The organism is Paenibacillus sp. FSL H3-0321 (assembly GCF_038002865.1).
GTDB lineage: Bacteria > Bacillota > Bacilli > Paenibacillales > Paenibacillaceae > Paenibacillus_AQ.
Genome location: NZ_JBBODH010000001.1, coordinates 717,004 through 729,620, shown reverse-complemented (window position 1 = coordinate 729,620; position 12,617 = coordinate 717,004). Strand labels below are relative to the sequence as shown.

The window sequence follows — 12,617 nt, the reverse complement described above, 5'->3', positions numbered from 1 at the left end:
GCATCGGCCAAACCATCGAAATCATATACCTGGAGCTCTCTAATATCCTCGCGTGGCATCCGACACGGGTGCAGCGATATGCCTAAGGACCGAATCATTTTACTTTCAGATTGCCAAGCGTTTTACGCAAGCGTCGAAAAGGCTGCCCACCCTGAATACAAAGATAAGCCTGTCGCAGTCGGAGATCCAACCAGGATGAATGGCATTATATTGGCAGCATGCCCCATCGCCAAAGCCTATGGCGTAACCACCGCGTCACGCGTGGGTGAAGCAATGACTAAATGCCGGGATCTCGTGGTCATCCGGCCACGGATGAGTACGTATATAAAGGTCTCTCTGCTGATTTCAGAAATCTATCACTGTTATACCGACCTTGTTGAAGCCTTCAGTATCGACGAGCAATTTTTGGATGTGACAGGCTCATTGAGCTTTTTTGGAGGAGATTTGCAGGAGGTAATTCACTCCATTCAGCAGCATGTCATGTTATCAACTGGTGTTTGGACCAGAGTGGGGATCGGACCGACAAAAATACTGGCTAAGATGGCAAACAACTTTGCCAAGAAGAAGGACGGCGGAATTTTCAGGCTTGATTACGACAATTTAGATAAAGAGCTCTGGCCGTTGCCAGTGCATGAAATGTTTATGGTGGCTGGCCGAATGAGCAAAAATTTTTACCGCATGGGTATTACTACAATTGGAGATATTGCCCGTATGGAGTTAGGCGAGTTTAAGCGGAGAATGCGTACGACTATGGGCAAGCAAAGCGATATTCAGGCGGAGTATTACTGGCAGACTGCCCGTGGCATAGATCCCAGTCCAGTAGTTACCGGGATACGCCATCAAATCAAATCAGTAGGACACGGTAAGGCTCTACGCTGGAATTTGTATACCCGGCTACCTGAAATCGAGGTTGTCTTGCTTGAATTGGTAATTGAGGTTTGCCAACGAGCGCGGAGATACCGGTATATGGGAGCAACGGTGTCTATAGCGGTATCAGAAACCGATGGTGATAAATCAAATTCATACAGCCGACAAATGACACTGCCGGAGCCATCGTCTTTAACTCATGAGGTGGCAGCAGCAGCATATCGCTTATTCGTTGATAATTGGACCGGTATGCCTTTAAGCCGTTTAGCGATATCTATATCGCATTTGACCGATGACAGTGTCATGCAACTTACGTTATTTGATGACCGTATCCGCACATACAACAGAGAACGGGCAATTGATCAAATCAAAACCCGGTACGGTAGCCGAGCGCTCATACGTGCTTCCTCGTTGCTCGAATCTGGAGTTGCCCTGGAACGGGCCGAACAGATTGGAGGACATTATAAATGAGTAAATTAAACGGGAATGAGAGATGGAAAACCAAAATGTTAATGACCGAACACGTGGAGCAGTATGAGCAGAAGCAAGATAATGAGGTAAGAAAAATGATAACCGTTGATGAACGGACAATGGTTCGTGACCTCATATTGCTTCCTTACATAGATACTATGGTTAGCAAGAGCCTGAAGGAGATCGAACATTCAGGCAACATCCTTAAACGCGCCTATTTAATGGCCGGTCAAGCCATACAGCGTAGAATTATTCAGGATACCTATCAGTTGCAAAAAGAGCTGAAGCAGCGGAATATCAGGATGCTGGCGGATGAACAGGAGGAATTTTTGGTATATTATAAAATCTTTTGCCGGGGGTACCAGGAACGCTTTGGACTAACTCGTGATGTTATGCGTACAGAGATAAGCTTAAGGTTGACCAAGTATACCGCCGACCTTGGGACAGTATTAAAAGACCTGCAAAAATAAGACCAAACCCCGTCAGTTCAATTTGAACTGGCGGGTATTTTTTATTCACATCATAATGGTATAATAGACTACTGGACGTAATTTGGAACAATGAAGGTTAAGGAGCGATACTTTTTGAAGACACTTATTATTGCGGAGAAACCGGATATGGGGCGGAATATCGCCGCCGCAATAGAACCAAAGGCCAAAAATTACCGTTCCTATCTGGAAGGGGAGCAGTACATCATCACATGGGCGATTGGACATCTTATCGGGTTGGCCGAGCCTGAAGCCTATGACGACAAATATAAAAAATGGAATATCAATGATTTGCCGATCATCCCCGAGCAGTTCAAGCTGGTACCCAATGCGCGTACCATTGACCAGCTGAAAGTTATTGGTGAACTGGCCAAACGCAGCGACCTATTGGTCAATTCCTGCGACGCCGGGCGGGAGGGACAGCATATCTTTTCGCTGATACAGCGGCATCTGAAGCTGAATCAGCCGGTGAAACGGCTGTGGATTTCCGATTTGACTCCGGAGACGATCCGTAAAGGGTTCCAGGAGCTGCGGGACGGTTCAGAGTACGAAAACCTGACCAAAGCCGCCAGAGCACGCAGTGAAGCGGATTGGCTGATTGGCATGAACGGCTCGCGTGCGTTTACGACCAAACATAATGTGCTGCTGTCCGTCGGGCGGGTGCAGACTCCAGTACTTGCGCTGATCTATGACCGCCAGAAGACGATAGAAGCTTTTTCATCGCTTAAGTTTTTTGAAGTGGAGGGACATTTCGCTCAGAACGAGATGACCTACAAAGGGATGTGGCAAGGGGAACGTTTGACGGATGGAGCCAAAGCTGAAGCGTTGGCCGCCAAGGTCAAGGGCAAGCCGGGCAGGATAGCTTCTTATGAGGTCAAAGAGACGAAAGAGTATCCGAATAAGTTATATGATTTGACGCTGCTGCAGCGTGAGGCGAACGGTAAGCATGCTTTTTCCGCCAAAAAAACGCTCGATATTGCTCAGGCATTATATGAAAAGCATAAGGTGATCTCCTATCCCCGGACCAACTCCAACTATGTGACCGAGCAGAACATCCCGGAGATGCACAAGACGCTTTCCGCCCTGCAAGGAACATCGTACGACGAATGGGTTAAAGGTGCCAACCGGAATCTGGTCCATAAAGGCAATAAGTTTATCTGCAATCCCTCGAAGGTTGAAGATCACCATGCCATTCTGCCGACTAACCGCAAAGCATCGGGACTTAGCACGGATGAGGCCAAGCTGTACGACTTGATTGTGCGCCGTTTCCTATCGCAATTTTATCCGGCTGCTGAATATAAGGTTCATACCGTCCTTACCGAGGTGGAGAACGAAAATTTCAAAACTACGGTTAAGGAGCTGCTGTCCCTCGGCTGGAAAGTGATTTACGGCGATCAGAAGAAGGACAAGGCCAAGCCGTCCAAGGGCAAAGGCAAGGAAGAGGAAGAGGAAGAAGAAATTGAAGTGAATGAACCCTTCTCAGTGGTTCCTGCCGATGGGGTGCTGTGCAGTGATGCGCTCGTCAAAGAGAAGGACACCCAGCCGCCTAAGCACTACACGGAGGGCACGCTGCTGAAAGCGATGGAAAGTGCGGGCAAGCAGATCGAGGATGAGGAGCTGCGCGACGCGATGAAGGACTCCGGCCTTGGCACACCAGCTACCCGCGCGGCGACGATTGAACGGCTTAAGAACGTGGGTTATGTGGAAATGCAGGGCAAAAAAATCGCCATCACGCAAAAGGGCAGGACTGCCATTGAGCTTATTCGCGGTGCAGGCGTCGAACTGCTAACGTCCCCGGAAATGACCGGCCAGTGGGAGCGGCGGTTGAATGAAATCGCCAGAGGTACGGCGGCGGACGGGCAGTTTATGGAGAACGTCAAGCGTTTCGCCTCGATGATTGTGGACAAAGTCCGGGTACAGTCCCGGGCAGCCAAAACCTCCTTTGAAGGGGAGACGCCATCCTTGAAAGGCGGAGCCAAAGGACGAAGCGGAGCCGGTGCGGCACGCAAGCCGGCAGGTAAACCGGCTGAGGCGAAGCCCCGCAAGGCGGCTGGCGAGTCAGGGGCGGAAGCTGCCGGAAAAGCGGCTGCGGCCAAAGGGGATGACGGACCAAAAATCATCGGGAAGTGTCCGCGGCCCGGCTGCGGTGGAACGATTTTTATGGGGCGCAAAGGGTATGGCTGTTCCCATTACAAGGAAGGCTGTAAATTTGTCATCTGGAAGGAAAATCACGGCCGCACCCTTAGTGATGCCCAGGTCAAGGCGCTGATTGAGAAAGGCAAAACAGGCAAGCTGAAGCTTGCCTGCGAGGACGGCTCACCGCAGGAGGGCAAGCTGGTACTCTCAGATGTAAGTACAGGTCAACTGACTGTAGAATAAAGGCAAAGTTTAAATCTTACGAGCAATCAAAGAGGATGCACCCTGGCCTAATGATTTCCGGCCGGAGCACATCCTCTTTTTAAATGCATTACTTTCTTATTTGAGCAGTTCGGCTTCGATTGCAGCGGCCAGTGTTTCATATGAAGAGTTCGGCAGGAGAACGCCGTTCACCATGAATTTAGGTGTGCCATTCACTCCATAAGAGCCGGCAATCTTAAAGTCTTCCTTCACATCATACATGTAGGTGTGATTCTGGACATCCTGCTCAAATTGAGCGTAGTCCAGGCCATCAATATTGTTCTTCACGAAGTCTAGGATGAACTTTTGGGTAATCCAGATCTTGCTTTCGTCACCCTGATTCTCATATAGCTTGTGAAGATACTCCCAGAATTTCTCGTTACTCTGCTTATAGATGGCTTCGCCGGCACTTGCGCCAAGATAAGAATCCCGGTCAATAAATGCAAAGTTCATGAAATAAAATTGTACCTTGCCACTGTCTACATAATCTTTAATGAACGTATCCAGATAAGTTGCCGTCCATTTCTTGCAGGCAGGGCATTTGAAATCGGCGAATTCAATGACCTTGACCTTGGCATCTTTGCTTCCGAGATGCGGCTGCTTCTCATACTTCAGCCCGTCCACCACGATGGTGCCTTTTACATCCGTATAGTTGGGCAGATTGTCGAATACTATGGCCTCATCGTCTTTGTTGCTCGTCGTGATATAGACAAGCACACCAAGGAGGATAACCACAACTACAGCCAGCAGCATGGGGAGTAAGCGTCTGCTGTCTGGAGCGTTCTTAGGGTTCGTCTTCTTGTTCATTCCTACCTCCTGCAATGAGATGAAAATCTTCTCAAACAGTATAATCACACTGCCAGGAGGTTGCCTATGTCATTTGTAACAAGGACTTGTCTTTTCGTCACCCGTGATTTTGCCGCAAAGACGCTGTCCGGATAACCGGGGTTACTTCGTGAATGGAAGAAATGGTTACTACAGATTGCTGCATTTCACGTTGAAGCTCGATCAGGTTATAGAGCCATTCGTTCTGCTGCTTCAGGTAAATGCTGTTGATGCCTGCGGTCACGGCAGGGAGTACATCGGTACGCAGAGAGTTGCCGATCATCCAGGTGCGCTGGCGCTCGAACGGGTAAGTGCTCAGAATATTTTCCAGTGATTCTACATTTTTGTGCTGGCGGATAAAGATCCGGTCGTTGAAATATACATCCAGCTTCATCTGTTCAATCTTGCGCTGTTGAATCGTATCGTCGCCGCCGGTGTACAGATATAAATCATGACCGTCCTGTTTCAATGAATCAAGCGTCTCGACCATGCCCGGATAAGCTTCGATTTCCTGATCGTAGACACTGAGTCCAAGCTTCATCAGCTGCTGCTCCTGATAGGGATCGGTTGACCGGTTGAATTTGGCGCAAAAATAGTGGTAGGTTGCGATGAGGGACTTGGGGAAGTTTTCACTGGCCAGTCCGCTGGTGCTTACCGTCTCTACATCAATCTCGGCCTGTTTGGTGCGGACTTCACTCGTAGTAGGACCAATGCCGCTGAACCAGTCGGACATGAGTTCGAAATACTGCCCCAGAATGAGGTCAAAATATTTGTTGCAGTGCACCAGGGTGTCGTCCAAATCGAAAATTACTTGCTGTGTTGAATATTTCATAACGCTCACTCCTAAAAGTTTTGTTAGCTGATACTTATGGGCAGGGCTTCGTACAAAACTCGCTTCGTAAGCATTCGCTTGTCTCTGTCTCTGTTTGGTACTGTTATTATAAACGAATATAAGATTCCAGGAACATCTGAAGATCCGATGCGCCGTCCGCGCGGATGCTGAAACGTTCATTGCCTTCTCCCTCACTGCCCAGATGGACGCGCAGGAGACCAGCGACCCGTAGGATAAGCAAATGATGCATAAGCATTTCACTGGACTGGCTCAAATCGGACTGCATGTCCCATATGGTCTTGGGCTCATTAGCCACATAGCGCAGCAGTCTTAGACGCGTCGGGTCCGACAGCGCCTTGGTCAGGCGCAGTAGTACGGTAGGCGGCTCGTCTTCGTCTTCAGAAGGCACATCTACAGGGTACTGAATGATCATTAAGGTATTATAGAAGCAATACGTATTAATCGGCCGGTTGTGCACCGTAGGCAGCAGCACAATAGTCTGCAAATCCGGGATGTCACCGACTACCACTCCGCCTGAGGCGTATTCAATCAGCGCTCCAGGGTCCATTTTGCTCTCCAGCAGCTTCTTCTCCGAGGCATCCTCAATCAGCAGCGGCAGAATCTTCTGCTCCACATGGCGGAAGTACTGATCATACCAAAGGCGAAGAAGCGGAGCATAGCTGTCCTTGATCCGTTTACATTCTTCAATCGTAAAATCGGGAAACAGGGGAGACAAGCGCTCGAAGCGCTCCTCCAGTGAGGAAGACTCCAGTTCGTCCAGGAACTGCAGCACTTTGGAGCCTGGCCCGCGGTTGTAAGCCCAGGCATACAGCACATCATAGTCAGTAAAAGGCCATTCGGCAGCCTGCTTCAGAGCGGATACCTGCTGCGGCGGTATGCGGCCGTCGAGATCACGGACCCAGTCGGGACCTATATCCAGATTGGAGATCCATTTACCGGTAACATATATCATGAAACTGTCCAGCAGTTCATATACAGGCGAGACATCAATTTTCAGTTCATAGCTCATGAAGCATACACCCCCAGGGAAATCCGTCACTTCTATATATTATCTCTTGTTTTGAAGAGGGTTGTCCACTATAATGTTCGGTGTTTGCCGTTTCACGTCCGTTTGCTTAACTATTGTATTACATAGCCCTGAGCTTTCGAAGCCAGTTTTGTTCGAAGCGACTCAGGAAGTAAATGCTCACAAAACTAAGCGTATGCTTTCGAAGCCAGTTTTGTTCGAAGCGACTCAGGAAGTAAATGCTCACAAAACTTTTAGGAGGATTCATCCGTGTCAGACAGGCTCACCGCAACAAGCAAACTGAACAACAAATGGAATTATATGATTCTGATTACCGTTATTATCGCTGCCGGGCTCAGCCAAGGGCTGCTGCTTCCGGTGCTCTCCATTCTGCTGGAGCAAAAAGGGGTCTCTTCCTCGCTCAACGGCCTTAATGCCGCTGCTTTATATGTAGGCTCTTTTGCGATGACGCTGGTAGCCGAGCGGGTTCTTGGCGCCATCGGCTTCAAGAAGCTGATCGCTGCCGGGCTTAGCCTTGTGCTGGTAGCGCTGCTCTTGTTCCCGCTGCTGCCGGGCATTAAAGTCTGGTTTGTCTTGCGCCTGTTTGTAGGCATAGGAGACTCAGCCATTAACTATGCTGCGCAGCTATGGGTGCTGTTAATGACACCTGCGGAGCACCGGGGGCGCAATCTCTCGCTGTATGGGATGTCCTACGGACTCGGATTTAGTCTCGGCCCGATAGGCATCAGCCTGCTGCGATATGGCCAGGCTGCACCGTTTTTGATTATTGCTGCGCTTTTTGTGCTGGTGCTGCTGCTGGTACTCATCAAGCTGCCGGATTCCCTTCCGGATAAAGTCGAGCATGGGGAGGGACAAGCGCGGCGTTTCGGGCGAAGCTACAGCCTCGCTTGGTATGCCCTGATACCTGCACTTCTTTACGGCTATATGGAAGCTAGTCTGAACAGTAATTTCCCTGTGTACGGACTGCGCATTGGCTACAGCACGGATCAGATTGCTGCGCTGCTGCCATTCGCCGGTATTGGCGGTCTGCTGCTTCAACTGCCGCTGGGGATATGGAGCGACCGCTACGGCCGAAAGAAGATTCTGATCTTTTCCGGTGTGAGTGGCGGTCTGGCCTTTACCTTGCTGCCGCTGTCCGGTAATCATTTCCTGCTGACGCTGGTTGTGCTGATGGTGGCAGGCGGTCTGGTAGGTTCTTTCTTCTCGCTGGGTCTAAGTTACGCTGCAGATATTCTTCCGCGTAATTTGCTGCCTGCGGCAAATGTGGTTTCCTCCTTTCATTTTAGTATAGGCAGCATTGTGGGACCGGGCATCGGCGGACTGCTGCTACAATTTGGCTGGGGAGGCGGTGTTTTTGTCCTGCTGGGCGCTTTTTATATATTGTTCGGTTTGGCAGGGTTATTATTCTCGCCACGCCAGCTGAATTGAGGTAAGATAAGAACGGATGCTCGCATGGAAATCGATCACGCTTTCAGAGTACACTATAGAGTAGAGTCAAAGACAGGGAGAGGCTGAACTATGATCACAGTTGAACATTTAGCCAAAGCAGTCGGGGAAGAAAAGATGCCTGTTCTGCAGGACATTGGCTTTCAATTAGAACCAGGTGAGCTTGTTGTACTGCTGGGAGCCAGCGGGAGCGGTAAGTCAACGCTGCTGCGCTGCCTTGCGCTGAAAGAGAAATGGGACAGAGGGAACTTCAGGGTGGATGGAGTCAATATTCTCGGAAATGTATTTACCGGCAAACGGAAGATCCGCCGGGAGTGGGCTTATCTGGAACAAAATGCAGAGCTCAATCCGAACCGGACTGCGCTTAAGAATGTGCTGATAGGCCAGTCCTCGCAAACACCGCTCTGGCGGATGGTGACAGGAATGGTCCGTTCAGACGACTACATGGGCGCGATGGACGAGCTGGATTTATTGGGTCTGCTGGATAAGGCCAAGATGAAGACAAACCAGCTAAGCGGCGGAGAACGTCAGCGGGTGGCGATTGCCCGGGCACTGGTTCACGGAGCCAAGGTGATTCTGGCGGATGAACCGGTTACCGGTCTTGATCCGCGTACAGCGGAGGGAGTGCTGGAAACCCTGCGCAAGCTCTGCAAAGAGACAGGGCTGACGGTAGTGACGGTGTTGCCCCTAGAACTGGCGGAACGTTATGCTACACGGCTGTGGGTGCTTGAAGACGGCCGGATCAAACATGATGTAAAGGGCCGCCGTCTGACATCACAAGAACGCCTGCATCTGTAATCATTACACCACGAAACAAGGAAAGAGTGATGAAGTTGAATAATCGAGTTCTGAGACGTCTGGCGGCGGTATCTCTTTCTCTGTCCATACTGTCGGGCTGCACCTTCATCAGCGATCCTGTTTTGCGGATGAAGGCGCCGGAGCTGTCTGCCGACAAGGCTTCGCTGATGACGGCAATCACGTCCCACATGCCAGCCGGAGCTTCGCTGATCCGTCCGGTTAGTGATGATGACAGCTCTATTTTCACTGAGGATCTGGACAAGGACGGAACGATGGAGACACTCGTCTTCTATTCGACGAAGAACGAGGCCGTACTGATTCACGGCATGATCCTGGAGAAGCGGGACGATGTCTGGGAGAAGAAGCTGGTATTTGACGGTGGCGGAACGGAATTGGATTCCGTTGATTTAAGGGATGTAACCGGTGAGGGGAAGCTGAATATCATTGCCGGTTATTCACGAGGTGTAGAGAAAGGGATGGTGGTCTACTCCTATTCCGGCGGGGAACTGGAGGAAGTGCTCTCCCAGCCCTACACGAAATATATGGTCGATGATCTCAATGAGGATGGGATTGAAGACATCACGGTTGTGTATTTTAAACGCAATGAGTTTGCGACAATTACTACCTATCAGTACAACGACGGCTTTAAGGTTTTGGATGAGCTTGACGATCTGGATCCTTATTTCAGTAATTATTACAATATTGTCTCAGGAAAAGTGGCAGAGAATAAAGAAGGTATAATTCTGGATTCAGCAGTGGATTCACGCTCAGCATACACGACGGTGGTAGTGATGGAGAATAATAAGCTGCGTGTGGTGATCCCCGGAGATGCCCGGACCTTTAAGGACAGAAAGATTGTCAGCGAGGATATCGACGGCGACGGCGTTATCGAAATCGGATTGCTGGAGCCGCCGAAGGGCTGGGAATATTTTGATCCTGAGACGATTCCCTATTTCAATTCTTATTACAAATGGGACGGCAAAAACGGCTTAACCTTTTCCGCGCTGCAATACCGTGATCCTTCGGACCGCTTCAGGATTGATCTTTTACCGGAATGGCATGAGAATGTTACAGTGGATACCAAGTCGGTCCAGGACAAATCACTTAAGTTTATTTTATCGAATACCGGTGAGACGGTAGCAGAAATCTCATTCTTTTCTCCGGCAGAATGGGAGCGCGTAAAGAGTAGCGGATGGAAAATATTAGGGTTTGATCTTGATAAGTTTATCGGCTATCGGGGAGAAGTTGAGCAGAACACAAGCGGGGGCGACAACAATAAAATTACCTCGCCTATAGAAAGGAAGGGAATCGATGAGTAAGGTATTAATCCTGGAGGATGAAGAATCCATCCGCAGTTTTATAGTTATTAATCTCAAGCGCAACGGATTTGAGGTACTGGAAGCCGCTGACGGCAATGAAGCACTGCACAAGCTGACTACGGTTCCTGATATTGATATTGCACTCCTGGACGTAATGGTTCCCGGCATCGACGGATTTGAGGTATGCAGACGCATCCGGGAAACGAATGAACGGCTCGGGATTATCTTTCTTACCGCAAAAGTCCAGGAGCAGGATAAGGTATACGCCCTTTCGGTCGGTGCGGATGACCATGTCAGCAAACCATTCAGTCCTACGGAGCTGATCGCCCGTATACAATCACTGCTGCGCCGTGTCAATGTTCACCGGGAGCAGTCTGCAAAGGTCTCATTTCATTCGGGGCCGTTTACGCTCGATCTGATTTCCAAACAGTTTAAGCGCAGCGGGGAAGGCATCGAACTGACGCCAACCGAGTTTTCATTGGTACAATTTTTCCTGGAAAAAGAAAACACACCGCTCAGCCGCGACTCGCTCTTGGATCATGTCTGGGGCAAGGAGTACATGGGCGACCCGAAAATTGTTGATGTGAATATCCGCCGGCTGCGCCAAAAGATTGAGAATAATCCCTCAGAACCCGAATACCTACAGACCGTATGGGGACACGGCTATAAATGGAAGGGTCAAGGACAATGATCAAGAAGGGGATGCGCAGACAGATTGTACTGCACTATATTCTTGTAGTCTTCGTGGCGCTCCTCCTCGTTGAGGTTATTTTTCTGCTGGCCATCCGGACGTATTATTACGATAGTGTTTATAATAAAATTACGACCCAGATCGGAATATCGGAAAACTTCTATAAATTTACATTTTCCAACGAGGGTTCGCCCGTTCATTTTCAGAAGCTGCTTGAATACTTCGATATGGATAATACAGAATTGGAAATACTGACCCTTAACGGTGATATCCTTACCGGATCTACGCCATTTCAGCCTGACCGTACGATTACTACCAGCGATGTTTCAGAAGCGGTTGGCGGAAGTATCGGACGCTGGGTAGGCAGACAAGCAGGGACGAATGAGAGCGTTATGGCTGTATCCAAAATGCTGCACATTAACGGCCGCGATTCTTTTATTGTAAGATACCTTACGTCCATGGAGAGAATCAACTCAGATTTGCTGAACCTTACCTTGGTATCCATCGGTATCGGTGCAGCAGTAATGGCTATTGTTATGCTCTTCAGCTTCGGTCTCGCCAATTCCATTGTAAAGCCGCTCAATAATATTACGGCAGTGTCCGCGCAGATGGCCAAAGGCAGATTTACGACCCGGATCAAAGGTGACTACAAATATGAGATTGGTGATTTGGCAACCACACTCAACTATATGGCAGATGAAATTATCCGCAGCAATCAGATTAAGGATGATTTCATTTCCTCGATTTCCCATGAGTTGCGGACGCCGCTGACCAGCATCAAGGGCTGGAGCGAAACACTGATTTCAGGTGGCTACGATCCGGAGGAAACCAAGCTGGGTATGGGGATTATATCCAAGGAAAGCGACCGGCTGATCGGGCTGGTGGAGGAAATCCTCGACTTCTCCAAGCTGCAGCAGAATGAGATGAAGCTATCCATCGCTCTTATCGATATCAAAGTGGTGCTTCAGGAGACGATACTGAATGTATGGGCCAAAGCGGAGAAGAAACGTATACATCTGCTGCTGGAATGTGAAGGGACGATCTATATCAAGGGAGACGCCAACCGGCTGAAACAGGTATTCCTGAATTTGGTGGACAACGCCGTGAAGTTCTCCCCTGAAGATTCCAGCATTGTCTTGTCCACCCACCGTCTCTCCAAGGAGGAGATGGCTGTCATTGTCAGGGACAGCGGAATTGGCATCAGCGAAGCCCACCTCTCCAGAGTCCGCGATCGTTTCTTCCAGGTCGACGCGCTGAACGGAGGAACCGGACTGGGGCTTGCCATTTCCCAGCAAATTGTGGAGCTTCATCACGGAAAGCTGGAATTGGATAGTGAGCTGGGCAAAGGAACGCAGGTTACTGTTATTTTGCCGCTGACCGAGGAACAGCCTCCGGTTGCAGCAGAGGGTGGAAACGGACCCGAATTACTGTAACA

General features: G+C 49.6%; 11 protein-coding genes. 8 read left to right on the top strand and 3 right to left on the bottom strand.

What is annotated here, in order from left to right:
• Nucleotides 1-78 precede the first annotated feature (78 nt).
• From MHI45_RS03000 to MHI45_RS02990, 3 genes are all read left to right on the top strand, one after another.
• Nucleotides 79-1,338 carry a DNA polymerase IV gene (locus tag MHI45_RS03000; protein ID WP_076109550.1) on the top strand — a complete coding sequence of 420 codons (1,260 nt, stop codon included), beginning with the start codon at nt 79-81 and terminating at the stop codon, nt 1,336-1,338.
• Nucleotides 1,335-1,808, top strand: coding sequence for a hypothetical protein (locus tag MHI45_RS02995; protein WP_076109551.1), 474 nt, complete (start codon nt 1,335-1,337; stop codon nt 1,806-1,808). The genes MHI45_RS03000 and MHI45_RS02995 overlap by 4 nt, the downstream gene beginning before the upstream one ends.
• A 114-nt stretch (nt 1,809-1,922) precedes the next feature.
• Nucleotides 1,923-4,205, top strand: coding sequence for a type IA DNA topoisomerase (locus MHI45_RS02990; RefSeq protein WP_076109552.1), 2,283 nt, complete (start codon nt 1,923-1,925; stop codon nt 4,203-4,205).
• Nucleotides 4,206-4,301: 96 nt separating this feature from the next.
• Here MHI45_RS02990 and MHI45_RS02985 read toward each other — a convergent pair whose 3' ends face one another.
• From MHI45_RS02985 to MHI45_RS02975, 3 genes are all read right to left on the bottom strand, one after another.
• Entirely contained in the window at nt 4,302-5,030 is a 729-nt protein-coding gene (locus MHI45_RS02985) for a DsbA family protein (protein ID WP_076109553.1), read from the bottom strand.
• Nucleotides 5,031-5,127: 97 nt separating this feature from the next.
• Nucleotides 5,128-5,880 carry an HAD family hydrolase gene (locus MHI45_RS02980; protein WP_038592873.1) on the bottom strand — a complete coding sequence of 251 codons (753 nt, stop codon included), beginning with the start codon at nt 5,878-5,880 and terminating at the stop codon, nt 5,128-5,130.
• A 106-nt stretch (nt 5,881-5,986) separates the two neighbouring features.
• On the bottom strand, nt 5,987-6,910 hold the full coding sequence (locus tag MHI45_RS02975) for an ArsR/SmtB family transcription factor (RefSeq protein WP_076109554.1): 924 nt from the start codon (nt 6,908-6,910) through the stop codon (nt 5,987-5,989).
• 267 nt (nt 6,911-7,177) lie between these two features.
• On the opposite strand from MHI45_RS02975, the gene MHI45_RS02970 reads away from it, so the two are divergent.
• The 5 genes from MHI45_RS02970 (at nt 7,178) to MHI45_RS02950 (ending at nt 12,615) form a co-directional block, all read left to right on the top strand.
• Complete coding sequence (locus tag MHI45_RS02970) at nt 7,178-8,356, top strand: MFS transporter (protein ID WP_076109555.1); 1,179 nt, start codon at nt 7,178-7,180, stop codon at nt 8,354-8,356.
• Nucleotides 8,357-8,446: 90 nt separating this feature from the next.
• The gene (locus tag MHI45_RS02965) at nt 8,447-9,172 is read left to right on the top strand and encodes a phosphonate ABC transporter ATP-binding protein (RefSeq protein ID WP_076109556.1); all 726 of its coding nucleotides are present in this window, start codon (nt 8,447-8,449) and stop codon (nt 9,170-9,172) included.
• 35 nt (nt 9,173-9,207) lie between these two features.
• Nucleotides 9,208-10,491, top strand: a complete 1,284-nt coding sequence (locus MHI45_RS02960) for a hypothetical protein (protein WP_144024253.1) — start codon at nt 9,208-9,210, stop codon at nt 10,489-10,491.
• Nucleotides 10,484-11,182 (top strand): response regulator transcription factor, encoded by a 699-nt coding sequence (locus MHI45_RS02955; protein ID WP_038592865.1) that lies wholly within the window; start codon nt 10,484-10,486, stop codon nt 11,180-11,182. Before MHI45_RS02960 ends, MHI45_RS02955 begins: the two co-directional genes overlap by 8 nt.
• Nucleotides 11,179-12,615, top strand: a complete 1,437-nt coding sequence (locus MHI45_RS02950) for a sensor histidine kinase (RefSeq protein WP_076109558.1) — start codon at nt 11,179-11,181, stop codon at nt 12,613-12,615. The genes MHI45_RS02955 and MHI45_RS02950 overlap by 4 nt, the downstream gene beginning before the upstream one ends.
• Nucleotides 12,616-12,617 lie beyond the last annotated feature (2 nt).

Coding starts and splice junctions, on each gene's coding strand:
- MHI45_RS02975 (WP_076109554.1), bottom strand. CDS start 6,910: ATGAGCTATGAACTGAAAATTGATGTCTCGCCTGTATATGAACTGCTG.
- MHI45_RS02985 (WP_076109553.1), bottom strand. CDS start 5,030: ATGAACAAGAAGACGAACCCTAAGAACGCTCCAGACAGCAGACGCTTA.
- MHI45_RS02995 (WP_076109551.1), top strand. CDS start 1,335: ATGAGTAAATTAAACGGGAATGAGAGATGGAAAACCAAAATGTTAATG.
- MHI45_RS03000 (WP_076109550.1), top strand. CDS start 79: ATGCCTAAGGACCGAATCATTTTACTTTCAGATTGCCAAGCGTTTTAC.
- MHI45_RS02950 (WP_076109558.1), top strand. CDS start 11,179: ATGATCAAGAAGGGGATGCGCAGACAGATTGTACTGCACTATATTCTT.
- MHI45_RS02965 (WP_076109556.1), top strand. CDS start 8,447: ATGATCACAGTTGAACATTTAGCCAAAGCAGTCGGGGAAGAAAAGATG.
- MHI45_RS02955 (WP_038592865.1), top strand. CDS start 10,484: ATGAGTAAGGTATTAATCCTGGAGGATGAAGAATCCATCCGCAGTTTT.
- MHI45_RS02980 (WP_038592873.1), bottom strand. CDS start 5,880: ATGAAATATTCAACACAGCAAGTAATTTTCGATTTGGACGACACCCTG.